The sequence below is a fragment of the Martinezella tropici genome, assembly GCF_008370325.1.
Taxonomy (GTDB): domain Bacteria; phylum Pseudomonadota; class Alphaproteobacteria; order Rhizobiales; family Rhizobiaceae; genus Rhizobium; species Rhizobium tropici_B.
Window position 1 is genome coordinate 271,219 of sequence record NZ_VNIP01000010.1, and the last position, 26,869, is coordinate 298,087.

General features: G+C 60.9%; 26 protein-coding genes. 9 read left to right on the top strand and 17 right to left on the bottom strand.

Going from position 1 to position 26,869, the window contains the following annotated elements:
- Nucleotides 1-22: 22 nt before the first annotated feature.
- On the top strand, nt 23-532 hold the full coding sequence (locus FP026_RS20160) for a hypothetical protein (protein ID WP_149636384.1): 510 nt from the start codon (nt 23-25) through the stop codon (nt 530-532).
- A gap of 154 nt (nt 533-686) precedes the next feature.
- On the opposite strand, the gene FP026_RS20165 is transcribed toward FP026_RS20160, so the two are convergent.
- Complete coding sequence (locus FP026_RS20165; protein WP_149636385.1) at nt 687-1,937, bottom strand: MFS transporter; 1,251 nt, start codon at nt 1,935-1,937, stop codon at nt 687-689.
- 282 nt (nt 1,938-2,219) lie between these two features.
- Here FP026_RS20165 and uvrB point away from each other — a divergent pair, with 282 nt between their 5' ends.
- The 4 genes from uvrB to FP026_RS20185 all read left to right on the top strand — a co-directional run bounded on the left by uvrB (nt 2,220) and on the right by FP026_RS20185 (nt 7,608).
- Complete coding sequence (gene uvrB / locus FP026_RS20170; protein WP_149636386.1) at nt 2,220-5,153, top strand: excinuclease ABC subunit UvrB; 2,934 nt, start codon at nt 2,220-2,222, stop codon at nt 5,151-5,153.
- Nucleotides 5,154-5,337: 184 nt separating this feature from the next.
- Nucleotides 5,338-5,796 (top strand): SRPBCC family protein, encoded by a 459-nt coding sequence (locus tag FP026_RS20175; protein ID WP_149636387.1) that lies wholly within the window; start codon nt 5,338-5,340, stop codon nt 5,794-5,796.
- Nucleotides 5,797-5,957: 161 nt separating this feature from the next.
- Nucleotides 5,958-7,016 (top strand): adenylate/guanylate cyclase domain-containing protein, encoded by a 1,059-nt coding sequence (locus tag FP026_RS20180; protein ID WP_149636524.1) that lies wholly within the window; start codon nt 5,958-5,960, stop codon nt 7,014-7,016.
- 379 nt (nt 7,017-7,395) lie between these two features.
- Complete coding sequence (locus FP026_RS20185) at nt 7,396-7,608, top strand: cold-shock protein (RefSeq protein ID WP_004109325.1); 213 nt, start codon at nt 7,396-7,398, stop codon at nt 7,606-7,608.
- 543 nt (nt 7,609-8,151) lie between these two features.
- Here the strand turns inward: FP026_RS20185 and dusA are convergent.
- Nucleotides 8,152-9,165, bottom strand: a complete 1,014-nt coding sequence (gene dusA, locus FP026_RS20190) for a tRNA dihydrouridine(20/20a) synthase DusA (protein ID WP_149636388.1) — start codon at nt 9,163-9,165, stop codon at nt 8,152-8,154.
- A 139-nt stretch (nt 9,166-9,304) separates the two neighbouring features.
- On the opposite strand from dusA, the gene FP026_RS20195 reads away from it, so the two are divergent.
- Nucleotides 9,305-10,000 (top strand): fumarylacetoacetate hydrolase family protein, encoded by a 696-nt coding sequence (locus FP026_RS20195; protein ID WP_149636389.1) that lies wholly within the window; start codon nt 9,305-9,307, stop codon nt 9,998-10,000.
- Between the two features lie 16 nt (nt 10,001-10,016).
- Nucleotides 10,017-10,547 carry a gamma carbonic anhydrase family protein gene (locus FP026_RS20200; RefSeq protein ID WP_149636390.1) on the top strand — a complete coding sequence of 177 codons (531 nt, stop codon included), beginning with the start codon at nt 10,017-10,019 and terminating at the stop codon, nt 10,545-10,547.
- A 50-nt stretch (nt 10,548-10,597) separates the two neighbouring features.
- On the opposite strand, the gene FP026_RS20205 is transcribed toward FP026_RS20200, so the two are convergent.
- From FP026_RS20205 to FP026_RS20215, 3 genes are read right to left on the bottom strand one after another with little or no spacing between them, the layout of a single operon-like run.
- Nucleotides 10,598-10,996 carry a Fur family transcriptional regulator gene (locus FP026_RS20205; protein WP_149636391.1) on the bottom strand — a complete coding sequence of 133 codons (399 nt, stop codon included), beginning with the start codon at nt 10,994-10,996 and terminating at the stop codon, nt 10,598-10,600.
- Nucleotides 10,993-11,820 (bottom strand): zinc ABC transporter permease subunit ZnuB, encoded by an 828-nt coding sequence (znuB, locus tag FP026_RS20210; RefSeq protein WP_149636525.1) that lies wholly within the window; start codon nt 11,818-11,820, stop codon nt 10,993-10,995. Before znuB ends, FP026_RS20205 begins: the two co-directional genes overlap by 4 nt.
- Nucleotides 11,813-12,688: an ATP-binding cassette domain-containing protein gene (locus FP026_RS20215; RefSeq protein ID WP_149636392.1), complete on the bottom strand. Its 876-nt coding sequence runs from the start codon at nt 12,686-12,688 to the stop codon at nt 11,813-11,815. The genes znuB and FP026_RS20215 overlap by 8 nt, the downstream gene beginning before the upstream one ends.
- Before the next feature lie 100 nt (nt 12,689-12,788).
- On the opposite strand from FP026_RS20215, the gene znuA reads away from it, so the two are divergent.
- Together znuA and zigA are read left to right on the top strand one after the other, a co-directional pair.
- A complete protein-coding gene (znuA, locus tag FP026_RS20220) occupies nt 12,789-13,757 on the top strand; it encodes a zinc ABC transporter substrate-binding protein ZnuA (RefSeq protein ID WP_149636393.1) in 969 nt (322 codons plus the stop codon).
- Between the two features lie 91 nt (nt 13,758-13,848).
- Complete coding sequence (zigA, locus tag FP026_RS20225; protein ID WP_149636394.1) at nt 13,849-15,054, top strand: zinc metallochaperone GTPase ZigA; 1,206 nt, start codon at nt 13,849-13,851, stop codon at nt 15,052-15,054.
- A gap of 187 nt (nt 15,055-15,241) precedes the next feature.
- Here zigA and FP026_RS20230 read toward each other — a convergent pair whose 3' ends face one another.
- The 12 genes from FP026_RS20230 to cobA all read right to left on the bottom strand — a co-directional run bounded on the left by FP026_RS20230 (nt 15,242) and on the right by cobA (nt 26,676).
- A complete protein-coding gene (locus FP026_RS20230; protein ID WP_149636395.1) occupies nt 15,242-15,964 on the bottom strand; it encodes a PAS domain-containing protein in 723 nt (240 codons plus the stop codon).
- Between the two features lie 273 nt (nt 15,965-16,237).
- Complete coding sequence (locus tag FP026_RS20235) at nt 16,238-17,170, bottom strand: lipid A biosynthesis lauroyl acyltransferase (protein WP_149636396.1); 933 nt, start codon at nt 17,168-17,170, stop codon at nt 16,238-16,240.
- A 5-nt stretch (nt 17,171-17,175) separates the two neighbouring features.
- The gene (locus FP026_RS20240; RefSeq protein ID WP_149636397.1) at nt 17,176-18,204 is read right to left on the bottom strand and encodes a zinc-binding dehydrogenase; all 1,029 of its coding nucleotides are present in this window, start codon (nt 18,202-18,204) and stop codon (nt 17,176-17,178) included.
- A gap of 54 nt (nt 18,205-18,258) precedes the next feature.
- Nucleotides 18,259-19,539 (bottom strand): beta-ketoacyl-ACP synthase, encoded by a 1,281-nt coding sequence (locus FP026_RS20245; protein ID WP_149636398.1) that lies wholly within the window; start codon nt 19,537-19,539, stop codon nt 18,259-18,261.
- A 10-nt stretch (nt 19,540-19,549) separates the two neighbouring features.
- Nucleotides 19,550-20,755, bottom strand: coding sequence for a beta-ketoacyl-ACP synthase (locus FP026_RS20250; RefSeq protein WP_149636399.1), 1,206 nt, complete (start codon nt 20,753-20,755; stop codon nt 19,550-19,552).
- 46 nt (nt 20,756-20,801) lie between these two features.
- Nucleotides 20,802-21,275 carry a 3-hydroxyacyl-ACP dehydratase FabZ family protein gene (locus FP026_RS20255; protein WP_149636400.1) on the bottom strand — a complete coding sequence of 158 codons (474 nt, stop codon included), beginning with the start codon at nt 21,273-21,275 and terminating at the stop codon, nt 20,802-20,804.
- A 122-nt stretch (nt 21,276-21,397) separates the two neighbouring features.
- Nucleotides 21,398-21,676 (bottom strand): acyl carrier protein, encoded by a 279-nt coding sequence (locus FP026_RS20260; RefSeq protein WP_041677496.1) that lies wholly within the window; start codon nt 21,674-21,676, stop codon nt 21,398-21,400.
- Nucleotides 21,677-21,892: 216 nt separating this feature from the next.
- Complete coding sequence (locus FP026_RS20265) at nt 21,893-22,321, bottom strand: L,D-transpeptidase (RefSeq protein WP_112343986.1); 429 nt, start codon at nt 22,319-22,321, stop codon at nt 21,893-21,895.
- A 119-nt stretch (nt 22,322-22,440) separates the two neighbouring features.
- The gene (gene cbiB / locus FP026_RS20270; protein WP_149636401.1) at nt 22,441-23,421 is read right to left on the bottom strand and encodes an adenosylcobinamide-phosphate synthase CbiB; all 981 of its coding nucleotides are present in this window, start codon (nt 23,419-23,421) and stop codon (nt 22,441-22,443) included.
- A gap of 86 nt (nt 23,422-23,507) precedes the next feature.
- The gene (gene cobD, locus FP026_RS20275) at nt 23,508-24,527 is read right to left on the bottom strand and encodes a threonine-phosphate decarboxylase CobD (protein ID WP_149636402.1); all 1,020 of its coding nucleotides are present in this window, start codon (nt 24,525-24,527) and stop codon (nt 23,508-23,510) included.
- The gene (locus FP026_RS20280; protein WP_149636403.1) at nt 24,524-25,831 is read right to left on the bottom strand and encodes a cobyrinate a,c-diamide synthase; all 1,308 of its coding nucleotides are present in this window, start codon (nt 25,829-25,831) and stop codon (nt 24,524-24,526) included. Before FP026_RS20280 ends, cobD begins: the two co-directional genes overlap by 4 nt.
- On the bottom strand, nt 25,828-26,676 hold the full coding sequence (gene cobA / locus FP026_RS20285; protein ID WP_149636404.1) for a uroporphyrinogen-III C-methyltransferase: 849 nt from the start codon (nt 26,674-26,676) through the stop codon (nt 25,828-25,830). Before cobA ends, FP026_RS20280 begins: the two co-directional genes overlap by 4 nt.
- Between the last annotated feature and the right edge of the window lie 193 nt (nt 26,677-26,869).

Consider the following 26,869-nt stretch of genomic DNA (forward strand, 5'->3'; position numbering starts at 1 on the left):
TCTCCTGCGAGGATAGATCGCCGTGAACCTGAAATATCTCATGTCCCTCGTCTTGCCCCTGCCGCCGCTTCACATGGCTTTGCTTGCCGCGGCGATCGTCTTGCCGCCGCTGCCGCTAACGGCAACGCCGGCGGAAGCCGCGCCGGGCTCGTGCTGGTCGCTGCTGCAGAGCAAGTTCGGTCCGGAGATCGAAAAATCGGTGAATGAGGCCGATCCGTGCAAGAAGCTGCCGGGTGTCGATCACAAGGACAAGTTCGAGGTGAAGTCGCTCGACGTCTGCGACGCTCCGAACGGAGGCGTTCAGATCAACGCCCGTGCCGAAATGGCCTGCAAGTCGCATGGGGTCCTCAAGACGACGATCAAGGGTGAGCTGGATGCTTCGATGACGGTCGATGTCGGCGCCTGCCACATTACCGACCTGCGTGTCGGTATCAACGGCCCCATCGGCGAGTTGATATCCTCCGTCGGCGGCCTGCAGGATCTGGCGCGCGGCTTTGCCCAGGCCAAGATCTCGGAAATCTGTGGAAAGTGAAGAAGGGCCGCTAAAGATCGCCGGCCCTTAGAGCAATTCCAGGAAAAGTGCGTAGCGGTTTTCCGTCCGGAATTGCGGGAAAACAAGGAAGATCGAGCGGTTCAGAGATTTCGTGAAAAGCTAAACCGCTCGGGGCAGTATGACGACAACCGGTTCAGGTTTGCATGACGCTATCGGCTTGCCCCGCGTCCTTGTCGCCAAACCGGACTCCTTTTTTCTCGAAGCCGAAGCCGGCAAACAATGCCACGACGACGGCCACAATGCAGGCGACGATCAACAGCGCCAGGGCGTAGTCGCCGTTCCACTGCTTCGCCAATCCCGACTGGATCGAGGCATTGCCCGACGCCAGCAGATTGCCGAGCTGATAGGCAAATCCGGGGAACGTGCCGCGCACCTCGTCGGGTGACAATTCGTTGAGATGCACGGGGACGATGCCCCAGGCACCTTGCACGAAAAGCTGCATCATGAAGGCGCCGATCGCGAGCATCACCGGTCCCTGCCCGTAGACCCAGAGCGGCGCGACCGGGATGGCCAGCAGCGCGGCGATGACGATGGCGCGACGACGGCCGATGCGCTGCGACAACACGCCGAAAGACAAACCGCCGACGATGGCCCCGATATTGTAGACGATGGCGATGGCGCCGACCGTGTAGGAATCATATTGCCGCTGGGTTTCCAGGAATGTCGGATAAAGGTCCTGGGTGCCATGGCTGAAGAAGTTGAACGCGGTCATCAGAAGCACGGCCCAGATGAATAGCGGAATATTCTCTCGCAGCACGGTAAGGAATGGCCGCTGCGGTTTGGATTGCCGCTGCAGGAAAGCCGGCGATTCCTGCACACTGCGCCTGATGTAAAGCACCAGCAGCGCCGGCAGCGCACCGACGATGAACATGCCGCGCCAGCCGATGATCGGAAACAGCAGGAAGAACACGATCGAGGCAATCAGATAGCCGGAAGGATAGCCGGCCTGCAGGATGCCGGACACGAGGCCGCGCGACTCCTCCGGTATCGTCTCCATCGTGAGCGACGCACCTACGCCCCATTCACCGCCCATGGCCACGCCGAAAAGCGCGCGCAAAACCAGGAACATCGTCAAACCGGTCGAAAAACCGGTCAGAAACTCGAAGATGGAATAAAGCAGCACGTCGACCATCAAGGTCGTGCGCCGGCCGAAGCGATCCGCCGCAAGACCGAAGATCAGCGCGCCGAGCGGCCGCATGGCGAGGGTAAGAAAGATCGCCACGGCAACCGCCGGAACGTCCGTGTGAAATTCTTCGGCTATATGCTTGAGAACGAAAACCAAAATGAAGAAATCGAAAGCATCCAGCGTCCAGCCTAGATAGGCTGCGATGACGGTGTTTCGTTGCTGGGGGGACAAGGAGCGTAAGCTATCCAATGCGGTCATCATGATCCTCCGACCGGATGGCGGCGGCGAGGCGGGCAATACCGGATGCCGTCGAAGCTGGGGGAACCCGGCGCTGGCCGGGCATGTCGACGTTGCGGCTGGTTCCTCCTTTGGCGCCTGCGAGGATCGCGCTATGCGGACTTTGGATCAGCGATAACGCATCGGCCGCCCTTGGGTTGTAACATATTTGACATCTCCGGCGAATGGAAAATCCACCATTCTGTTTCCCTTTTGTACCCTTTACCCCTTCACATCTGTGCGATCTGTCGCCATATTCGCGCCATGGCCAAATCACCGAAAAAATCCCCCGCCCCGACCGGTTTCGAAGAGGCGCCGCAGGCACCGTTCGAAGGTGCGCCGCTCAGCGGCAGCGTTGCCGACTGGGTGAAGCAGCTCGAAGCCGATGCGGAAGCATCGTCGATCGAAACCCAGCGTGAGATTGCCTCGAAGGCCGGCAAGCACCGCAAGAAGGTGGAAATCGCCGCTTCGAAATCGGCGCGCGGCACTTCCATGGGTGGATCGACCGATCCGAAGACGCGCGCCGCCGCGGGCCTCAACCCCGTATCCGGCATGGATACATCGCTGGAAAACGCCGCCAATGCCGGTACTGCTGTCACAGCGACGGTCGAGGCGCTGTCGAAACTCATCGAGAGTGGTAATCCGCTCTTCAAGGACGGCAAGCTCTGGACGCCGCACCGCCCTGCCCGGCCGGCGAAATCCGAAGGTGGCATCCAGATCCGCATGGCTTCGGAGTACCAGCCCGCAGGCGACCAGCCGACGGCGATCCGCGACCTTGTCGAGGGATTGGAGAATGGCGACCGCAGCCAGGTGCTGCTTGGCGTCACCGGCTCGGGCAAGACCTTTACGATGGCCAAGGTCATAGAGGCGACGCAGCGCCCAGCCGTCATCCTCGCGCCGAACAAGACGCTGGCAGCCCAGCTCTATTCCGAATTCAAGAACTTCTTCCCGGACAATGCGGTCGAGTATTTCGTTTCCTACTACGACTATTACCAGCCGGAAGCCTATGTCCCGCGCTCGGACACCTTCATTGAGAAGGAAAGCTCGATCAACGAACAGATCGACCGCATGCGCCACTCGGCAACACGCTCACTGCTGGAACGGGACGACTGCATCATCGTTGCCTCGGTCTCCTGCATCTACGGTATCGGCTCGGTCGAGACCTATACGGCGATGACCTTCCAGATGAATGTCGGCGACCGGCTGGACCAGCGCCAGCTTCTGGCCGACCTCGTGGCGCAGCAATACAAGCGCCGCGACATGGATTTCATTCGTGGCTCCTTCCGCGTTCGCGGCGATACGATCGAGATTTTCCCGGCCCACTTGGAAGATGCCGCCTGGCGCATCTCCATGTTCGGCGACGAGATCGATGCCATCACCGAATTCGATCCGCTGACCGGCCAGAAGACCGGCGATCTGAAATCGGTGAAGATCTACGCCAATTCGCACTACGTCACGCCGCGCCCGACGCTGAACGGCGCCATCAAGGCGATCAAGGAAGAGCTGAAAATCCGGCTTGCCGAGCTGGAAAAGGCCGGACGCCTGCTGGAGGCGCAGCGTCTGGAGCAGCGCACCCGCTATGACGTCGAAATGCTGGAGGCCACGGGCTCCTGCGCCGGCATCGAGAACTATTCGCGCTACCTGACCGGCCGCAATCCCGGCGAGCCGCCGCCGACGCTGTTCGAATATATTCCCGACAACGCATTGCTGTTCATCGACGAAAGCCACGTCTCGGTCAGCCAGATCGGCGGCATGTATCGCGGCGACTTCCGGCGCAAGGCGACGCTTGCCGAATACGGCTTCCGCCTGCCCTCCTGCATGGACAACCGGCCACTGCGCTTCGAGGAATGGGACGCGATGCGCCCGGACACGATCGCGGTTTCGGCAACGCCGGGTAGCTGGGAAATGGAACAATCCGGTGGCGTCTTCGCCGAACAGGTCATCCGTCCGACAGGCCTGATCGACCCGCCGGTGGAAGTGCGCTCGGCCCGCACGCAGGTGGATGATGTCGTCGGCGAAATCCGCGAGACCGCCGCCAAGGGCTACCGCACCCTCTGCACCGTCCTCACAAAGCGCATGGCCGAGGACCTGACGGAATATCTGCATGAACAGGGCGTGCGCGTGCGCTACATGCACTCCGACATCGACACGCTCGAACGCATCGAGATCATCCGCGATCTGCGCCTCGGCGCTTTCGACGTGCTCGTCGGCATCAACCTGCTGCGCGAAGGCCTCGACATTCCGGAATGCGGCTTCGTCGCCATCCTCGATGCCGACAAGGAAGGCTTCCTGCGTTCGGAAACCTCGTTGATCCAGACGATCGGCCGCGCCGCGCGTAACGTCGACGGCAAGGTCATCCTCTATGCCGACAACATCACCGGCTCGATGCAGCGGGCGATGGACGAGACCAGCCGCCGTCGCGAAAAGCAAATGGCCTACAATCTCGAGCACGGCATCACGCCGGAATCGGTTAAGGCGAAGATTTCCGACATTCTCGACAGCGTCTACGAGAAGGATCACGTTCGCGCCGACATCGGCGGCGCCTCCGGCAAGGGCTTTGCCGATGGCGGCCACCTCGTCGGCAACAATCTGCAGGCCCATCTCAACGCACTGGAAAAATCCATGCGCGATGCCGCGGCCGACCTGGATTTCGAAAAGGCAGCAAGACTGCGCGACGAGATCAAGCGCCTCAAGGCCGTCGAACTCGCCGCCATGGACGATCCGCTGGCCCGCGAGGAAGCCAAGAGCCTCGAAAGCGGCAGAGGTGGCCGCCCCAATCCTTCGAAGGTCCGGTCCCCTTCGACAAGCTCAGTGTCCTCCGCACCCCAGGATAAGGACGGAGCAAGCCACGCGGATGCTAGCCCTCATGGTGAGGCGGGAGCGCAGCGACCCTCGAACCATCATGGTGAGGAGGCCAACAGGGCCGTCTCGAACCACGAGGGCGGGACGCGGCCCTCATACTTCGCCAAGCCGAGCCTCGACGAAATGGGTCCGGGCAGCGATGCCGGCACGCCGCTTTTCCGCAAGAACACATTGGACGAGATGACCGTCGGCCGTACCGAAAAGCCTGTCATGGGCAAGGTGCCGGACAAGCCGGTCACCCGCGCGAAGCCGGGCGTCGGTTCGTACGAGGATCCGGTAGACGAGAAGCAGCGCAAGGGGCGGACGAAAGGCAAGACGGGGCGGCCCGGGCGATAAGGCGGCTGCCGTCCAAAAATCCGCCACTGCAGCTGCCGACTTATGAGGAGCGACGCCCTCGCAAACATCGAACGATGTCTTGCTGCCAGCGCGATAGCTCCTGCATGCGATGACATGACGAGGCCCACGGAGGGACGGAGGTATTCGCCCAGTGGGAAGCGATAGCAACCAGGGAGAGAGACCGATGCCTGAATCTTTAATCGTCCGTCGCGAGACCCGTGTCTCGGCGCCGCCCGCAGCCGTCTTCGCGTTGCTGACCGATCCCGAAAAGATCCTGCGCTGGATGGGTACGGAAGCCAAGACCGAGCCACAGCCGGGCGGCATCTATCTCGTCAACGTCACCGGAGCCCGCAGCGCGCGCGGCTCCTTCCGTGAGGTCGTACCGGTCCATCGCCTCGCCTACAGCTTCGGCTGGGAAGGCAGCGAAGAAGTGCCGCCGGGATCGAGCCTGGTGGAGATCGATCTGATCGAGCAGCCGGATGGGACGCTGGTGCGCCTCACCCATTCGGGCCTGCCGACAGCAGAGCAATGTGAAGCCCATGCAAAAGGTTGGGCACATTATCTCGACCGCATGGCCGAAGTGGCTGCGGGACGCGATCCGGGGCCAGATTCCATGCGTGGTCACGACGGCAAAAGCCAATGACGCGCTGAATGCGGCACTATCATGCTCGATGTCCTGAAGAGCAAAGCTGTCACCGGCTGGCGACAGCAATTTCGCCTGCTGGATTGCTCTGATCCATGCGCTCTCACGAAGGTTGCACCGGCGAGGATGACAGCCTGCAAGCGGCGTGGCATGATCGCGGCATGGATTTGCCCGCCCCCCTTGCCTGGCTGGTTGACGAAGCCGGCACCGCGCCCAGCCCCGAACGCTTCCTGGCCGATCTGGGCGGACATCTGCTGGCCGCCGGACTGCCCCTTACCGGCGGCGCCCTGACGCTTGCGGCACCGCATCCGATCATCACGCAACGTACCTGGCTTTGGCGAACCGAGACGGCCACGGTGATCGAAGCCCTCGGCTTTGCCGGCACGTCGCTCGGACAGGCCGGCCGCGACTGGCTCGGCGAGCTCGGCCCGACATGCGAGGAAACCATCGGCACCGCGCCCGGCAACTCGGTGCTGGCCTGGGCCGGCACCCGGCCCTTCACCCCTTCCGAAGTGGACAGCCTGCGCGAGATCGCGCGCTTTGCCGCGGCACCCCTCGAAGGCCTTGCCGCGCGCGCCGCTCTATCTGCCCTGCTCGAAGCCTATCTCGGCCGCAGAAGTGCCGCCCGGGTGCAGGCTGGTGCGCTTCATCGCAGCACCGGCGAGACCATTCGCGCAGCGCTGCTCTGCGCCGACCTGCGGGATTTCACGGCTCTCTCCGAAGCGACGGAGCCGACCGTCGTGATATCGGCCCTCGACGCCTGGTTCGATCGCGTTGCCGGCGCCGTGCACGCCTTCGGCGGCGAGGTCCTGAAGTTCATCGGCGATGGTGTGCTGGCAATCTTCCCGGTCACCGAAACGCCGGCGGAAGCCTGCGAAGCCGCGCTGCGCGCCGTCACCGCCATCCGCGCCGGCATGGCGCATCTCGACGCGACCCGGATGAACCAGGGCCTGCCGCCGCTCCCCTTCGGTGCTGCCCTGCATTTCGGTGACATGCTCTGGGGCAACATCGGCGCCGCCGACCGCCTGGACTTCACCGCTATCGGCCCCGCCGTCAACCTCGTCAGCCGATTGGAAGGCCTTTGCAGACCGCTCGGCCGTACTGTGCTGATCTCGGGTGCGCTTGCGGCGGAGACGACGATGCCGTTGGTGTCTTTGGGAGACTATGAGCTGCGCGGGATTGCCGAGCCTTGCGCGGTGTTTACGCTGGTGGAACACTAGCACCGACGATGGCTTAAACCGGGGTCTGCACTATTGGCATTGCCGTACATCTTCATAAGCTCGCTCTCACTGCAGGCACGGGCATTCCCCAACCCCTTGAAATCCCCACCCTATCCTACCCGTTTCCCACCCTGGCCTAATATTACCCCTTGCCTTTTTCCACAAACCCTGTCACCCATACGCATGCTCGGGCATTTTCATGCCGGTGACTGGACTGATTTGGTGATCCGCTTGCGCCAGGCAGCGGTTGGGTCTTTCGACCCGCGCAGACGTTCTTTCCCCGTACGTGACTTCTCGACTAGCTTTCGCATGTCGCGGGAGCAAAGCCGTCCGGGTTAATCCGGATAAACTAAGACTGATGGGTAAAGGACTATCCCCCATGGCCACCAAGGGCACCGTAAAATTCTTCAACCAGGACAAGGGTTTTGGTTTCATCACTCCTGACGGCGGCGCTAAGGACGTTTTCGTCCATATCTCCGCTCTTCAGGCTTCCGGCATCCAGTCGCTGCGCGAAGGCCAGCAGGTCACGTTCGACACCGAGCCGGATCGCATGGGCAAGGGCCCGAAGGCCGTCAACATCCAGGCTAACTAAGCCTGTGTGACTGCCTGATCAAGGTTTCGAACGGCGCGGTGCAAACCGCGCCGTTTTTCGTTTGTGAGGATGGCACCCTCGTCCTGAAGCAAGCTTGGCTATGCCCTTACCGCAAGTCCGTTCTCTGGCCCGGAACATCCTAGAGCATCTCCGCTTTTCTTCGAATCGCGAAAACGCTCTATCCTCTTGTTTTTACGCAGTTCCGGGCGCGAAATCGCTTCGCACTTTTGCTGGAATTGCTCTAACATTCCGTCATCCTCGGGCTTGACCCGAGGATCCAGGCACCAGCCTCACCGCCTCCTCTGGCGAAAAGAGATCCGCTCCCAAAGCGAAACCAGCACTCTCGTCGATTTAGACGTACCAATGTGCTTGGGCGTGGATCCTCGGGTCAAGCCCGATCCTCGGGTCAAGCCCGAGGATGACGGGTGTGAGGTGATCTTTTAACACCAAACTACTCCCTGACTCCCAGCCGATCAGCCCTCCCGCTGTGGTGGGAGCGAAAGCTACCCTCGAAGGACGATGGTGGTAGGAATCAGGGCCTTCTCAAGCGCTGACGCGTTCGCCCTCGCCGGCAAAATCCACCGCGGCGAAAGCGGCGGCAATCACCTCCGGCCCTGCGCCCGGCTTGTTGGCATCGGTGGAGAGGATCTGGCGATAGCGCCGCGATCCCGGCAGGCCGGTGAAGAGACCGATCATATGACGCGCGACATGCTGCAGGCGGCCGCCATTGGCGATATGGCGCTCCACATAGGCCATCATCCGATCGCGCAGCCCGTTCCAATCGGCCTCGGTGGCCGGTTCGCCATAGAAGCGATGGTCGACATCGGCAAGGATCGCGGCATTCTGATAGGCGGCACGGCCGAGCATGACGCCATCGACATGGGCGAGATGCGCTTCCGCCTGATCCAGCGTCTGAATGCCGCCGTTGATGCCGATGAAGACTTCGGGCCAGCGCTGCTTCATACGATAGACGATGTCATAATCCAGCGGCGGGATCTCGCGGTTCTCCTTCGGCGACAGGCCTTTCAGCCAAGCCTTGCGCGCATGGATCCAGATCGCGTCCGCGCCGGCATCGAGCACGCGCGTCATCAGCTCCGGCAGCGCCTCTTCCGGTTCCTGCTCGTCGACGCCGATACGGCATTTCACCGTGACGGGCGCCTTCGAGACCGCCTTCATCGCGGCGACGCAGGACGCCACCGTCTCCGGCGTCAGCATCAAGCAAGCGCCGAAGGTGCCGGACTGCACGCGATCGGACGGGCAGCCGACATTCAGGTTGATTTCGTCGTAATCATGGGCTTCCGCGATGCGCAGCGCCTCTGCAAGCTTGGCCGGATCGGAGCCGCCCAGCTGCAGGGCAACGGGATGCTCGGTGGCATCGCGCCCCAGCAGCCGGTCGCGCGGCCCATGGATGATCGCGTCGGCCACCACCATCTCGGTATAGAGCAGCGCATGCCGGCTGATCTGCCGATGCAGGAACCTGCAATGGCGATCCGTCCAGTCGATCATCGGTGCTACCGCAAAGATCTTGCGGCCGTTTTTCAGCGCGTCGCTATACATGGGAAACCTTTCTGATCCGCGCTCTACACCGAATCCCTCAAAAAGGCCAGTTTTCGTGGCTGTAACAATGATGCTAGTTTGCCGCACGGAGTCGGAGGGCAGCGGCCCTCCGAAAAAGATGAAAGTTTCGAAAGCCTATATGAACACTCCACTGACGACAGTCATTCCCCCACCCGCCGCCGTTCTTCTGCCGATCGAGGGCGAGACCAAGCTTTTCCCCGTGCGCCGCGTCTATTGCGTCGGCCGCAACTATGCCGACCACGCCATCGAGATGGGGCATGATCCGACCCGCGAACCGCCCTTCTTCTTCCAGAAGAATCCGGACAATCTGCTTGTATCGAGCGATTTCCCCTATCCTGCCCTATCGTCGGACGTGCATCACGAGGTGGAGCTAGTGGTGGCGCTGCGCAGTGGCGGTGCAAATATCCCGGTCGAAAAGGCGCTGGATTGCGTCTACGGCTATGGCGTCGGCATTGATTTCACCCGCCGCGACCTGCAGGGCGAGGCCAAGAAGCTCGGCCGTCCCTGGGAAATCGGCAAGGCCTTCGATCATTCGGCGCCCGTCTCCGCACTCGTGCCCGCCACCCGTGTCGGCCATCCCGACAAGGGCGGCATCTGGCTGATGCGCAATGGCGAGGCTACCCAGAGGGGCGATCTCTCCCAGATGATCTGGAAGGTGCCGGAAATCATCGCCGAGCTCTCCAAGCTCTTCACGCTCGCGCCGGGCGATATCATCATGACCGGCACACCCGCCGGCGTCGGTCCCGTTGCCCGCGGCGACCGGATCAGCTGCGCCGTCGATGGCGTCGCAAACCTGGTATTGAACGTCGTCTGATCGAGGAGGATCGACCATGCCGCTCTACGCCCTCGCCGGCCTGACGCCGAAAACACCCGGCCCGGGCCGCTACTGGATCGCGCCTGACGCAAGCGTGATCGGCAAGGTCGAGATCGGCGAGGATGTCGGCATCTGGTTCGGCGCGGTGCTGCGCGGCGACAACGAACCGATCGTCATCGGCAAGCGCACGAACATCCAGGAGGGCGCGATGGTTCATACCGACCCGGCCTTCCCTGTCACGATCGGCGAAGGCTGCACCATCGGCCATCACGCCATCATCCATGGCTGCACCATCGGCAACAATTCGCTGATCGGCATGGGCGCCACCGTGTTGAACGGCGCGAAGATCGGCAATAATTGCCTCGTCGGCGCCAATGCGCTTGTTACCGAAGGCAAGGAATTTCCGGATGGTTCGCTGATCGTCGGCGCACCGGCAAGGGCCATCCGCACGCTGGACGAGGCCGCGATCGAAAGCCTGCGCCGCTCTGCCAGCAACTATGTCGCCAACTGGCAGCGCTTCGCCCGCGATCTTAAAAGATTAGATTAGGAAATTCTCATAACAATCTGGTAACAGCGGAATAAACCTCTGTCCCAAGCTCATGCTGCGCAGTTGGCGCAATGGCCACGGATTTCGATGGTCGACTTCTCCGCCTTGAACTTCTGCGACTTCAGCCAATCCATCAGCCGATGATCCACCTCGTGATCGTGGAATTCGATCACCTGGCCACAGCTTTCGCAGATGGCGAAGGCGACGAGGCCGTGGCTATGGCAATCCTCGTTTGGATGGGCGCAGGCGACGAAGGAGTTGATACTCTCAAGCCGGTGCACCACGCCATATTCGAGCAGCTTGTCCAAGGCGCGATAGACCTGCAGCGGCGCGCGAAAACCTTGATCGCGCAGCTTGTCGAGAATGGTATAGGCGCTCAGCGGCGCTTCCGCCTTGGTCAGGACATCGAAAACAAGCGTCTGGTTCTTGGTGAGCATCGGAGTCGTCATGATGACTGTCCTCTCTGTTGCGCCGCTGGCGTGCCGGCCCTGCGAACGAGCGGCAGCAGACTGATGATAAACAAGACGAGCGCTGCAACGACGATGGAAGGCCCGGACGGCGTATCGTAACGCAGCGATCCGAAAAGGCCGCCGACAACAGCGATGGCGCCGAGCAGCGAGGCAAAAATCGCCATCGTCTCCGGCGTCGCGGCAAAGCGGCGCGCGGTGGCGGCGGGAATGATCAGCAGCGCGGTGATAAGAAGTATGCCGACGATCTTCATGGCGATCGCGATCACTACGGCCATCAGCAGCATGAAAAGCAGCCTCGCACGCTCAGGTCGCAACCCTTCGGCCTCGGCAAGCTCGGGATTGACGGTCGAGGCCAGCAGCGGCCGCCAGAGCCAGACGATCGCGGCCAGAACGAGGATGCCGCCGCCCCAGATCACCGCGATATCGGACTGGCTGACGGCCAGGATATCGCCGAAGAGGAAGGCGATGAGATCGATCCTCACCCAGCTCATGAAAGCGACGATGACGAGACCGATCGCCAAAGTCGCATGCGAGAGAATGCCGAGCAGCGCATCCGCCGACAGCGCCTGCCGCCGCTGCAGCAGCAGAAGCAGGATCGAGACGAGTGCCGCAACCGCAAAGACGGAGAGCGTGAGGTTGAGCTGGAAAAGCAGCGACAGCGCCACGCCGAGCAGCGCCGAATGCGAAATCGTATCGCCGAAATAGGCCATGCGGCGCCAGATGATGAAGCAGCCGAGCGGCCCGGTCGTCAGCGCCAGCCCGACACCGGCGACGACGGCCCGCAGGAAGAAATCGTCAAACATGGCGCTCTCCCTCGGCATGGTCATGGCCGTGATGATGATCATCATGATCGTCATGCGCATGATGATGGTGGCCGTCGTCGGCATGACAATGATCGGTTATTGAGCCGTCGGCATGCCGCACACGGCCATCGGGCAGATGCGTATGGTCGTGATGATGGCTGTAGATCGCCAGGGATTGCGCTGCGCGCGTGCCGAACAGCTTCACATATTCAGGGCTCTGGCTGACGCTCTGCGGCGTGCCGCGGCAGCAGACATGGCCGTTCAGGCAAACCACCGTATCCGTGGCCGCCATGACGACATGCAAATCGTGCGAGATCAGCAATATGCCGCAGCCTTGCGAATTGCGGATCGACTTGATCAAGTCGTAAAGCGCGATCTCGCCGCTGAAATCCACCCCCTGCACCGGCTCGTCCAGAACAAGCAGATCGGGCTTGCGGGCGATGGCGCGCGCAAGCAGCGCCCGCTGGAATTCGCCACCGGAGAGATACTGCACCTCGGCCTTGACGAGATGGGCAATGCCGACAGCTTCCAGCGCTGCGATCAGCTCGCGCTCCGGCAGAGGCCCAGTCAGCGTCATCAATCGCTGCACGCTGAGCGGCAAAGTCCAATCGATGGCAAGCTTCTGCGGGACATAACCGACCTTCAGATTGGCAATACGGTCGACATGCCCCTCGTCCGGCTTCAAAACGCCGATCGCCGTCTTGGCGCTGGTGGATTTGCCGGAGCCGTTCGGGCCGATCAGGGTGACGATCTCGCCTCGGCTCACGGAAAAATCGACGCCGCGCACCAGCCAGCGGCCATCACGGCGGACGCCGACATCATGGAGCGACACCAGTGGCCGGCTCTTGCTGTCGATGGAAGAAAGCATGAAATTTCCAATTGCACTATTGCGCCATGCTATCGCACACGTTATAGCATAACGCAATTGATGTAATAACATAACAGACCCATTCAAGGGCATTTATCGCATGAACGCAGCAAAAGCTTTTATTCCCCTCGCCGCCACCCTCCTGCTTTCCGGCCTGCTTGCCGGCACCGCCGCGACCGCAGCCGATGCACCAAAGGTCGTCGTCTCCATCAAGCCGATCCATTCGCTTGTCGCCGCGATCATGCAAGGGGTCGGCACGCCTGATCTGATCGTTGACGGCGCCGCCTCGCCGCATACCTATGCGCTGAAACCTTCGAATGCCCGCAGCCTCCAGCAGGCTAAGGTGGTTTTCTGGGTCGGGCCAGGCATGGAAGCCTTCCTGGAGAAGCCGCTCGCATCCCTCGGCGCCAACGCCACTGTCGTGGAACTCGACGATGCGCCCGGCATCACCAAGCTCAAATTTCGCGAGGGCGGCGCCTTCGAGCCGCATGACGACGGCGACGAACATGACGCCGGGGGAAATCATGCGCACGATCATGGCGACCACGATCACGGTGAGTTCGATACCCATCTCTGGCTCGATCCACACAATGCCAAGGCGATGGTCGCCGAGATCACCACATCGCTGGTCGCGGCCGACCCTGCCAATGCGCTGACCTATGAAGCAAACCAGAAGGCTCTGAACGACAAGCTTGACGCGCTGGATGCGGAAATTGCCTCCACGCTCGCCCCGGTAAAAGAAAAGCCTTTCATCGTCTTCCACGACGCCTACCAATATTTCGAGCATCGCTACGGCGTGCGCGTTTCCGGCTCCATCACGGTCAGCCCGGAAACCATTCCGGGTGCACAGCGCGTGGCCGAAATTCACAGCAAAGTCGCAGATCTCGGCGCGACCTGCGTCTTCGCCGAACCGCAATTCGAGCCGAAGCTGGTCAATGTGGTGCTCGAAGGCACGCAGGCGAAATCGGGCGTTCTCGATCCGGAAGCCGCAACGCTGCCGCAAGGGCCGGATCTCTATTTCGACCTGATGCGCGGTATCGCAAGTTCTCTGAAAGCCTGCCTCTCCTGAATGAGGCCACATACGCCGAAGGAAGCGAGTCAATTGCTCGCTTTTTTCATCGCAATAAATGTAATGATATTACATTACAAAAGAGGTTGCCATGAACAAGAAGCTTCCGGTCACTGTCCTCTCCGGTTTCCTCGGCGCCGGCAAGACGACACTACTCAACCATATCCTCAACAATCGTGAGGGCCTGCGCGTCGCCGTCATCGTCAACGACATGAGCGAGGTGAATATCGATGCCGCACTGGTGCGCGATGGCGGCGCCAATCTCTCGCGCACCGAAGAACAGCTGGTCGAGATGACCAACGGCTGCATCTGTTGCACATTACGCGAGGACCTGCTGAAGGAAGTGCGCCAGCTCGCGGAGCAGGACCGTTTCGATTATCTCCTGATCGAATCGACTGGCATCGCCGAACCCCTGCCCGTCGCCACTACTTTCGAGTTCCGCGACGAGGATGGCAGCAGCCTCTCCGACGTCTCCCGGCTCGATACGATGGTGACGGTCGTCGATGCCGCCAACCTTCTTGCCGATTATGGTTCGACGGATTTCCTTGCCGATCGTGGCGAAACAGCCGGCGACGGCGATAACAGGACCATCGTCGACCTGTTGGTCGAACAGATCGAATTTGCCGACGTCGTCATCTTGAATAAGGTCGGCTCCGCAACCGCCGAGCAGCGCGACGCGGCCCGCAAGATCATCGTCGGGCTCAATCCGGATGCCCGGTTGATCGAAACTGACTTTGGCATGGTTGAGCCGCAAGAGGTTCTCGGCACCGGCCGCTTCGACATCGACCGTGCTGAAACCCATCCGCTCTGGTACAAGGAGCTGCACGGCTTCAAGAATCACGTTCCGGAAACGGAGGAATACGGAATCCGTTCTTTCGTCTATCGCGCGAAGAAACCGTTCGATCCCACTAAATTTCAAGCCTTTCTCAATCGTTCCTGGCCGGGCGTTGTCCGGGCCAAGGGCTTCTTCTGGCTTGCGACCCGGCCCTATTATGTCGGCGAGATGAGTCAGGCCGGCGCTCTCGTTCGCACGAGCAAGATGGGGCTCTGGTGGGCTGCCGTGCCCAAGGACCAATGGCCACGCGATCCCTCTTTCAAACAGGCCCTCGCACCTTATCTCGACCCAATTTGGGGCGACCGCCGCCAAGAACTGGTGTTCATCGGCGCCGACCCGATGAGCGAGAAGCAGATCACGGCAGAGCTGGATGCTTGCCTCGTCAAGGCGGATCGTTTCACGCCGGAGCGCTGGCGGGACCTGCCCGATCCCTTTGCAAGCTGGAACAGGTTGACGGCATGAAGAAACCGAAAGTGATCAGGTTTCGCTGTCAATGCTTCGAGTGTGGGAGCGATGACACTCCGGCGGGCGACGGGTTGCGATCCGCCGCGGCCGAGCCGGACCGGAGCGACAGAAAATCAGGTAAAACGGATCCTCGCTTGATGGCGGATGCGATCGGAAAACTGCTGTTTGGGGCCTGAGCGCGAGGTCAGGCCACCAGCATGCCCGTGGGAACGGCGATGATCTCATGCATGACGAGTAGCGCGCCGATCACTTCTGTCTTGGCACGCAGCGGCGTCATCGTGCAGTGAAGCACCTTGCCGGGCTCCACCTGACGATAGGACGGATAGAGGCACTCCACCTTCTCGCCGGCAAAGCAGGCATCGAGCTTTGCCTTCACACTGCTTTCGAAATAGTCGGAACCGACGAATTCGGAGATATGGCGCCCGACGAGCTCCATCGATTTCGATTTCAGAAATTCCGAATTGGCCGCGTTGCTGTAGAGATAACGATAGTCCCGCGTGACGACCGCAACGCGATCCGGCAAGCTATCCAGAATGACATCGTTCAAAACGCTGCCTTCCTCGAATCCCAATTCATTGTCGAGACTGGTTTTCTCACTCGCAAACGCTCGCAGGACTTCGCCGGCCACTTGGTTTGCGCCGCCGAAATAACGGTCGATCAGCACCGAAAGCGAAACGGAATTGTGCATCACTCGCGACCGATCATCCGCTTCTTCCCGGATGAGATTGTTCATGAACTGGAGCTGCATGTAGATTTCGAGCAGGCTCGTGGCTTTGTACGCCAAAATCGCCGCGATAAGTGGCTCCAATTCACGATCAAGCGACGCTACAAGCTCGTCGTCGCCAAGTTTTATCGCACGCTGAATCTGATTACATTTCGTGGAGAAGGCATGAAAGAGTGCCAGCAAAATTGCCCTCCTGTCCCTGAACACAACAGGACGCAGGGGCCTCGTTTCCCGGCGTTGCCATGCCCAAAGATACTCAGTTTGGTGTCCGCATTCTCACCAAACTTTCTACATTGTGAATTAACATGACTTACCTGCACTTTCAATCCGGATGAATGGAAGTTCTCGGGAAAGGAGAACTTTCTGAAAAGCAAGGCTTACCGGAAGCAATGACTGCATGAAGGACAGGATGGAAATCTGCGCTTAGATCCGTCGCGCACGCGCCTGAATACAGGCCTAGAAAACGGTTTTCTTAATATTCCAGCGATCGTGATACCAGAGCCATTGTTCGGGATTTTCCCTTACCCAGCTCTCCACCTTGTCGTTCAGCATCTGCGCCGTCGCTGTTAGATCGAGGCTGCCCGCCTCGTTGCGCGGCATCTCAAGCTTCGGCTCGATTTCCAGCCGGTAGCGATTGCCGGGCAGCCGGATGCAGCGAGCCGGATAGACCTCGCAATTGAACTGGCGCACAAGTTTCGGCAAAAGCGGATTCGTCTTCACGTCCCGGCCGAAGAACCGGGTCTTCAAGCCCTTGCGAAATTTCTGATCGACCAGTACGCCGACACCGCGACCCGCCTCCAATTCCCTCGCAAGGCTGAAGGATGATCCGGCGTGAGACGGCACAAGACTGCCCATGCGTTTGGCGCGGAAGTCGAAGACTTTCTTCGCGACATAGGGGTTGTTCGGCGGACGGAACAATACGGTCACCGTCAGGCCGAAAGCGGCGCCGGCGACCGGCAGCAGCTCGAAATTGCCGGTGTGCCCGGTAAAGACGATGAACGGTCGCGGATTGTCCCTGAGATCGAGGAAAATCGGAATGCCCGAAACTTCGATCCGCCCGGGCTTGTCGCTATGGGGATCGAAGTCGAACAGCCGGTCGAGAAAGACATATTCGGCTGCAAGCCGGCCCATATTCCCCCAGCTTGCGCGTGCGATCTCCTCGATTTCCGCCTCGCTCTTTTCCGGAAAGGCATTGCGCAGATTGGTCAGCATCAGCTGATGCCGGCGCATTCGCGGGCCGATCTTGCGGGTCAGCCGATCGGCAAAATTTATGCCCGCATCCGCCGGAAACATCTTCAGGAAATTGAGGAATCCGAAAATGACCTGCGCCACCAGCCACTGCTGGAAATTTCTGAGCGCCAGGACGATCCGGGTGATGAAAAGCTTCACGCGGCTCAGTCCATCTTCAGGATGATCTTACCGAAGATCTGGCGCGATTCCATCCGCTCCAGCGCCCGGTCGATGTCACCGAAGCTCACTTCGGTATCGATGACAGGATGAACGAGGCCGCGTGCCATCTTCTGCATGGCATTGGCCATGTTCTCCATACGGCAACCGAAGGAGCCGAGCAGCTTCAATTGCTGCTGAAACAGCATCATCAGATTGATATCGGTCGAAACGCCCGAGGTCGAGCCGCAGGTCACGAGACGGCCACCGCGCTTCATGCAGAGCATGGAGCCGGCCCAGGTATCCTTGCCGACATGTTCGAAGACCACGTCGACACCCTTCTTCTTCGTCAGCTTGCGCACGACGCCCTCGAAGCGGTCGGTGCGGTAGTTGATGACGTGATCGGCGCCCAGCGCCTTCGCCTTCTCGATCTTGTCGTCGGAACCGACCGTGGTGATCACGGTACAGCCGATCTTCTTGGCAAGCTGGATAGCGGCAGTGCCGATACCCGAGCCGCCCGCGTGAACGAGGATCGTCTCGCCCGGTTCGAGCTTGGCATTGTCGAAGAGCATATGCTCGACGGTGCCGAAGGTTACAGGAGCAAGGGCCGCGCCGATCGCATCGACGCCGGGAGGCGCCGGAACAAGCAGGCGAGCCGGAAGATTGACCTTCTCCTGAGCGAAACCATCAAGGTGGAAGCCGTGCACGCCGCTGACATGTTCGCAGAGATTGTCGCGGCCTTCGCGGCAATGGCGGCACAGGCCGCAGGTCTGCGCGCCGTAGATCGATACGAGCTGCCCAGGCAGGACGTTGGCAACGCCCGGCCCGATCGCTTCGACGACGCCCGCGGCCTCAGCGCCGATGACCAGCGGCATCTTGCGCTTGGCGAATGCCATGCCGCGCCAGCCCCAGACGTCGATATGGTTGAGCGCGACGGCCTTAACACGCAGGGTCACCTCACCCGCGCCCGGCGCATCCGGCTCCGGCAGATCGGTGATCTCGAGTTTGCGGTCGTCGATCAGTTGCAAAGCACGCATGGCAAAGTCCCTCGCCCCTTGGGCGCAGTTGTATTCTGTTTTTCAGACGTCCGATTAAGCCGGTTCAAGCGCCATGACAAGGCTGGCATTCTGGCCGCCGAACCCGAAAGAGTTCGAAAGGACGGCGTTCACCTGCTTTTCACGCTTCTTGTTCGGCACCACGTCGAGGATGATCGACGGATCCGGATTGTTGTAGTTGATGGTCGGCGGCAGCGTGCCGGTGAGCATGGTCTGCAGCGAGAACACCGCCTCGACCGCGCCCGCAGCCGTCAGCGTATGGCCGATCATCGATTTGTTCGACGAAACCGGAATGGTCGGAAGCCGCTCGCCGAAGACGGCGGACATGGCACCATATTCCATCTTGTCGTTCTCCGGCGTCGAAGTGCCGTGAGCGTTGATGTAGCCGATATCGGCCTCTTCCATGCCAGCATCCGCAAGCGCGGCGCGGATCGTCGCGATCGCAGGGCCGCCATCGGGCGAAGAGCGCGTGCGATGGAAGGAGTCGGCCTTGTCGCCGGCGCCCTTCATGATACCGAGGATCTTCGCGCCGCGCGCAACCGCTGCTTCCAGCGATTCCAGCACCAGCGTCGCCGCTCCTTCGGCAATGACGAAGCCGTCGCGGTCCTTGCTGAAGGGCTTGGAGGCTTTGGTCGGCGGATCGTTCTGGGTCGACAAGGCCGACAGCAGCGAGAAGCGGATCAGCGCTTCGGCGCTGAGCGAGCCATCGGTTGCGACCGTGAGCGCCCGCGTCGTGCGGCCCTGGCGGATCGCCTCGATGCCGAGCTGGATCGCCGTCACGCCCGATGCACAGGCCGTCGACAGCGTCACCGGCAGCCCGCGCGTGCCGAAGCGATCGGCAAGGCGTTCGGAAATGGCGCCGAAAAGTGCCGCTTCATGGAAGGCAGGATCCGGACGCTCGCGCATGGCGGCGAGGAAGCGCTCATAGGCGTCACCCTGATGATCGGCCGGCGGTGAGCGGTCGGCGAGCTCGAAACGCGCGCTCCATTCCGGCTCGATCGGTGGCGCGGCCAGGAAGAGCGGTGCGTCGAAATCGCCCGAAATGCCGGCCTGCGCCAAAGCTTCGATGGTCGTTTCGCGGGCGAAGGCGTAGGAACGCTCGACGGCGTTCGGCGCCGGAATGTCGATGAAATCCACCGTGCCGGCGATACGCGTCGAAAGCCCGTCGGTCGGGAAGCGCGTAATGCCGTGAATGCCTGATGTGCCGGACGAAAGCGCGTTCCAGTTATCCTGCAGGCCCTGCCCCAGCGACGTGATGATTCCCATGCCGGTGACGGCGACGATCGGACGTCCGAGATGATCCTTGTAAGCGGTCATATCCTGCTCCTCACGCTTCAGCGGAAAGTACGGCGATGCCTTCACCGCGCGAATGCCCAACGGTCGTCACCACGGCCTTGCGCGCACCCGTCGCCATCGGCTTTTCGTGCCCGGCATCGAAGGGCGGCACCTTGGCCTGGCTGGCGACAGCAAGTGCCGCGAAGGCGAGCCCAAGCGGGAACTGGCTTTCCAGCCCGTGTCCGGAAATACCGGAATAGGCGCGGATGGCCGCGCCCGGAAGCTGCGCCTCGAGCACCGTCTTTTCGCGCTGGGCCAGATCGGGGATTGCCGTCGTCCCGGAAAAGACGACCGTCGCATCGCCAGACGCCTGCTTGGCCGCCGGTGCGAGCAAGCGCTCCAGCCGCGCTTCGAACTTGCCCTCGTCGCGACGACCACGATCACCCTCGACCGCATCGATGGTCGCATAAATATGCGCGCCGCGGCCTTCGGCATGGGCACGCGATTCAAGAACGAGGAAGGCGCTCAGCGATCCCATGATCATGCCGCCGTCTTCCGGCTTGCGCGACCAGACGGGATGCCAGTCACCCCGAGCATGGGCATTGATCGCCTCGATCAGCAGGATCATGTCCAGGCGCTCCGCTGAAAAGGCGCCCCCCACCAGAGCATGGCTCGATTCGCCCGACTTGATGCGATGAAAAGCGGTTTCGACGGCGGAAATACCGGCAGCTTCCTCACCCATGAAGGTGCGCGACGAGCCCGTGACCTTGTGGACGATCGAGATATTGCCTGCAAGCAGGTTGGAAAGCTGCGCCAGGAACAAAGTCGGCCGCAGTTCTGTGGTCAGTTTCTCGTTTAGAAGCAATTCGCGATCGTTGCGCTTCAGGCCTTCGTTGACGATCAACGTATCGACATTGGTGTCGCGCTCGCCACCGCCGGCTGCAACGATCATGTCCATGGTGCCGCAGGCTTCCAGATCATCCTTGAAGCCGGCATCATCAAGAGCAAGACCGGCGGTGAAGACGCCGATGCGCTGCCAGTTTTCCATCTGGCGCTGATCGCCCCGCTTGGGGATCTGCTGGGACCAGTCGATTTCAGGCAGCGGATGCACGGGATAGGGCTTGAACTTCTCGGTTTCGACGATGGTCGCCGGCGCCTTGTCGGCCTTCAAAAGGGCGATATGCGCGTCCTTGCCGACACCCTGACAGGTAACGACGCCGATACCCGTGATCACCACATCATTCTGAGCCTTGCTCATTCATCAATCCTCTTCGAATGCGGCGGTGCCGAACAAGCCCGCAGCATCAACCGTTGGCGGCGATGGCGTCGAGAAGCCCGACTTCGCCTGCCCGCTTGCGCACGATATCGCCTAGCGGCAACTCATTAAACGGCATGGTCCGCAGCTTCAACTGCGCATCGCAGACCTTCTTTCCGGCGATGGTGATGCGCGCCTTGGTGACGGCGAAACCCGAACCGTCATGCTCAAGTTCGGCTTCGATATCAAGTTTCGCTTCCGGCTCCACGAAGGTCCGCATCTTGGCGCCGTCGACCGACATCAGGAATGGCATATAGGCGAATTTCGTCGCGGCAAGCACGAGCATGCCGGAGGCCTGCGCCATTGTTTCGATCAGCAGAACACCCGGGACGAGCGGCATGCCCGGGAAATGGCCTTCGAAAACCGGGCTTTTCGCCGGAACGACGGAATGCGCCTTCAACAGACCCTTGGACAGATCGACGGATTCGATCCTGTCGATCATCTGGAAATATTCCAGCAGCATCAACGCCTCCGCTCCAACCCGATAACGCAGGATGCGCCGGGCCGGGACATGCTATTTAAGAATGAAACCGCCCGGCCGCCATATTCAGGGCGGCTGGGCGTCAAAAAATGCAAGGATGTTGCTCAGCCCTTGGCGGCGCGCAATTCATCGATCTTGGCGCAGAGATTCTTCAGCACGAAATACTCTTCGGTCGAGACCTTGCCTTCGTTGACTTCCTGCGTCCACTTCTCGAGCGGGATCTTGATGCCGAACTCCTTATCGATAGCGAAGACGATATCCAGGAAGTCCAGGCTGTCGATACCGAGGTCGTCGATCGTATGGCTATCCGGGGTGATCGTGTCACGATCGATTTCGCTGGTTTCAGCGATGATGTCGGCAACTTTGTCAAATGTAGCAGTCACTGCCCATACCTCTTGAAATAATAATTCACCCCCTCATAGGGAAATCCATATCAAAAGCCAATGGTTTCCACCAGAAACTCCGGCAATTTGGCGAAGCACTGTTGCGCAAACAGCAAAGTGACAATCGCGTCACAATTGCGGGATCAAGGGCGGCATGCGCGCAAGATGCGGCAGCATTGCGGCCACACCGAAGCGAAAGGCTTGCACGTTACGGCGCTAGTCGCTGATCACGATACGGGTATTGTGAAGCCCCGCATCCGATGTCATCGCGAAGAAGGTGGCGGCGTTGCGCGTATCGAGCCGCACGCAACCATGCGATGCCGGCCGGCCAAGCCGCCTCACCTCGTAAGTACCGTGAATGGCATAGCCGCCGTTGAAGAACACGGCATAGGGCATCGGCGCATCGTCATATTTTTTCGAGCGGTGATCCCTGGACAGCCATTTGGCGGTGTAGGAGCCGACAGGCGTGACATAGCCCGTGCGAGCCGTCGATACGCGCCAGCGATATTTAAAAGCCCCGTCCTCGGAAACGGTCATTGTTTGCGATCGAAGATCGACCACTGCAAGAACAGTTCCGGCATGAGCCGAAATGGCATGAAACTGCATGAACAGACATGCCGTTGCTACGAATGCGACACGCTTCATCTTGTCCCCTCCGACTGTTTGCTTCCTTCCGGAGCAATTCAGACGATGGGAGAGTCTATCGCTATGCTAATTATACCAAATTAATACATATAGTGAGCGATTGCTTAATTTAGGGGCGCTCACAGCAGCAGCAGAAATCCCAAAAAGGCGAGAAACGTCAGCATCGAGCATGCGGAATAGAAGATGGAAATACCGGCTTCGATATCGCTGACGGTAGCGGTGTCGCGGCCGGAGCCGTTGATCATCGGTTCACGCACGAGTTCCCCGCCATAGATTCGCGGACCGGCAAGCTGGATATCGAGCGCGCCTGCCATGGCCGCCTCCGGCCTGCCGGAATTGGGAGAACGGTGCAGCCCGCCATCCCGGACCGCGATGCGGATCGCGTTTCCAAGCGCGGAGATCCCCCGCTTGGCCAAGGCTCCGGCGGCAATCAGCAGAATGGAGAGCCGTGCAGCCGGCCAGTTGGCAATATCGTCCAGGCGCGCGGCGGCGCGACCGAAATCTATATAGGTCTCGGACTTATGGCCGATCATCGAATCGGCGGTATTGAGCATCTTGTAGAAGAACAGCCCCGGCAGGCCGAAAACGCCATACCAAAGGGCCGGGGCAACGACGCCGTCGGAAAAGTTCTCGGCGAGACTTTCGATGGCCGCGCGGCAGATCGCGGGCTCGTCCAGTGTCTCGGGATCGCGGCCGACGATGCGCGATACGGCGAGCCGACCGCCCTGCAGACCGTCCGCACGCAACGCTCGTGATACCTCGCCGACATGATCGGCAAGGCTTTTCTGCGCCAGGAAAACCGCCGCGAGTATCGCTTCGGCCAATATGCCGAGCCAGCCGAAGAAGGCGAAAAATCCGTGAACGGCCCAGCCGGCGATGACGGCTCCCATGAGCAGCGCGATGATCGACATGATCCCGTTGCGGCGGCGGAGCACGCCGGGCAGATGCTTTGCATTGAACCGGCCATCGAAATATGAAATCGCCCTGCCGAACAGCACGACCGGATGCGGAAAGCGCTCCCACAACCAGTGGGGATCGCCGACGATGCGGTCGAGCAGCAACGCAAGGACCAGAATGAGCAAATGTTCGTCGGCGGTCATGTCGAATAATCCTCTAGAGCATGATGCCGAAAAGTGTTTGAGCGGTTTTCGGCATCATGCTCTACTTCTTTGATTCTAGAGCGGATTCAGATTTTAGGTCGAACAGACCTAAAATCATCCGACTCTAGTGCCCCGGCGAGTCTTTGATCCGCTTCCTCATCCGGCGAAAGCCCGAAGCGCAGCCAATTGCGCGCATAATCGAACTTGCGAACCAGAATATGGCGGCGGCAGAGATGGGTATATATGCCCTCGGCGCGGTCGTCTGCAACCAGTGCAAATAGGGCGGTGCCTCCGGCGACATGTAGCCTCGAGCGACGAAGAACCGCCTCAAGAGCCGCGTGCCGCTCAAGAATACGATTGCGGATGGCGCTTGTGTCGCCATCCATGAGGGACGCCGCGATCGAAAGCGCCGGTCCGGAAACAGCCCACGGACCAAGCCAATCCTCGAAGCGATCCAAGATGGAGACCTCGGCAATCACGAAGCCGAGTCGCAGGCCGGCCAGGCCGAAAAACTTTCCAAAGGAGCGGAAGATAATAAGATTCGGCATCGAGGCGGCAAAAGGCGCCAAGCTTGCCGCCGGTTCGATATCGCCGAAAGCCTCATCGACCAGAAGAATGCCGTCGTGCTGGCGCTGCCTTTCATGCAGATCCCGCAACTGCTCGACGGACAGCGTCCGCCCATCGGGATTGTTGGGATTGACGGCAACGACGAGCCTGTCATCGACGGTGAGCTCGGCAATCGTCGAAACCAGGCGAACCCGCAGGCCCGCGAGCGTGAAGGCGCGCGCATATTCGCCATAGGTCGGAGAGAGGATCGCAACGCTGCCGCCGGGCACGAGCCTCGGAAGCAATTGAATGACCGACTGCGTGCCTGGAACCGGCAAGGGCAGGATATCGCCGCTGCGATAATAGCTCCTCGCCGCCTCTCGCGCTCGCTCCTGCAAGTGCTGATCCGGCAGCCGGTGCCATGCTGTGACGGGAATTTCGGGCAGCGGCACGGGATTGGGGTTGATGCCCGTTGACAGGTCCAGCCAATCCTCCGGACGTCCGCCATATTGGCGCGCCGCCGCGGTGACGCCGCCGCCATGAATAATCCTGCTCGTCATGCTGCATCACCGGCAAGATCGATCAGATGCATATAGGAGCCGGCGACATTGGCGCGTTGCAGACCAGCAGCGCCCAGATCGGCATCAAGCGCATCCCTGACCGCAAACAGGCGATCCGCCTTGCCTTCCGACACAATGGTCGAATAATGAAACTCATGCGCCGTCATCGGCTTGTCGAAGAAGGAGCCGGCAAGCGGCATCACGCGCCGATAGCCGAGATGACGCTGCCGCTTTTCGTAGCTGGTGACGACGGGCAATAGGCCGAGCATCCCGTGACGGACACCCGCAGCATCGACCAGCCCGTCGCCGAGCACCATGTACCCGCCGCACTCACCATAGATACGTGCTCCACGCCCGGCAGCAGCCTTCATGCCATCCTGGAAATGCCGGGCAGCGGCCAACTTTTCAGCGTGCAATTCCGGATAGCCGCCCGGCAGATAAACGGCATCGGCATCGCCCGAAGGCGCCTCGTCCGCAAGCGGGGAAAAGAAGGAAATCTCCGCCCCTCGGCGCCTCCAGCCGAGCAGCATATGCTCGTAGCAGAAGGCAAAGGCGATATCCCGCGCCACGGCAATGCGCTGACCAAACGGCATCAGACGGGCAATATTCGCAACGGACGAGCGGACGACATGCCGCTGCGCCGCCCGCAGGAGCAGTTCGAAATCGCAGGCTTTCGCAACGACCTCAGCAGCCGCTTCGATGAAATGCTCCAGCGCTCCATGCTCTCCCGCCTGCACCAGGCCGAGATGCCGCTCCGGCAATGCCAAGCTGGCATCACTGCGGATAACCGCGACAACAGGCATGCGTATGGCATTCAGCGCCTGGCGCAGCATTCTCTCATGCCTGTCGCTGGCGACGCGATTGAGGACCACACCGGCAATGCGGATATCGGCACGAAAATTGGCGAAACCGGCAACTACGGCGGCAACCGATTGCGACATACGCGAGGCGTCGACGACGAGCACGACGGAAAGACCGAGCAAGGCGGCAAGATCGGCCGGCGTCCCCGTGCCGTCAGCAGCACCGTCGAACAGGCCCATCATCCCCTCGATGACGAGCATTCGTCCGCCGGCGCGATGAAGTGCCGCGTTAGCGGAAATGAGTTCGGCTCGCATGGCCCAGGGATCGAAGTTGAGGCAGGCTGATCCGACCGCTGCCGCATGAAAGGCGGGGTCGATGTAATCCGGTCCGGCTTTGCCGGATGCGACCGCAACACTTTTGTTTCGCAGCGCCCGCAGCAGACCGAGCGTAAACGTGGTCTTGCCGGAGCCTGAAGAGGGTGCCGCGATCAAAAGGCCGCTCATGCCGGCACCTTGCGTCCGCTTTCGCCGGGCCTTTCAGCCGCCGGCACTAGCGTACGGCCGGAAAGTGCGCCAAGCCAATCCAGCGACGGCCGCAATTTCACCACCTCGCCGACGACGACGATGGCGGGCGGCTCGAGGCCGGAGGCTTCGACATCAGCAGGCGCACGCCCAAGCGTCGTCACCAGGACTTGTTGAGAGGGTGTGGCCGCATTGCAGACGAAGGCAACAGGCTCGTCCGCCGAACGGCCGGCGGCGATGAGATTGGCGCTGATCTGGGCGATGTGCTTCATCGCCATATACATGACGATGACGGGCGATCCCCTGCCAATCGCTTCCCAGTCGATAGCATCCGGTACGATGCCGGACGAATCGTGGCCGGTCAGGAAGGTGACGGCATGGTTGACGTCGCGATGGGTGACGGGAATGCCGGCATAGGCCAAGCCGCCGATCCCAGCCGTAATGCCGGGCACAATGCGGAAGGGAATCCCGTGCTCGACCAGCGTTAACGCCTCCTCGCCGCCGCGTCCGAAAACGAAAGGATCGCCGCCCTTCAGACGCAGCACGCGTTTGCCCGCCCGCGCCAGTTCCACCAGCCGCAGGGAAATGTCCCGTTGCTTCGCCGATGGCTTGCCGCCGCGCTTGCCGGCATATTCCAGCACAGTGCCCGGGCGGGCGAGCTTCAGGCAATCCTCATTCACAAGTGCGTCGTGCACGATGATATCCGCCTCGGCCAGCCCTTTGGCCGCCAGCAGGGTCAGGAGCCCCGGATCGCCCGGCCCGGCGCCAACGAGCCAGACCGACCCCGGCTCCAGGGCCGGCAGAGTGGAAAAAGCGGTATCGTTCATCCCATGTGTCCTATGCCCGGATGGGCGAAATTGCAATGTTGAGAACGGGATAAGACGGCCTCAGTTCGACACCGTTCCCGTTGCCGACATTACGCCACAGGACCGTTCCGCGTGAGCGATAGCACGCTATGAGCTTTTCCACCGGCGACAGAAAATGGAAAACGCACGGATTGATCGTGTGGCGCTCCGGATC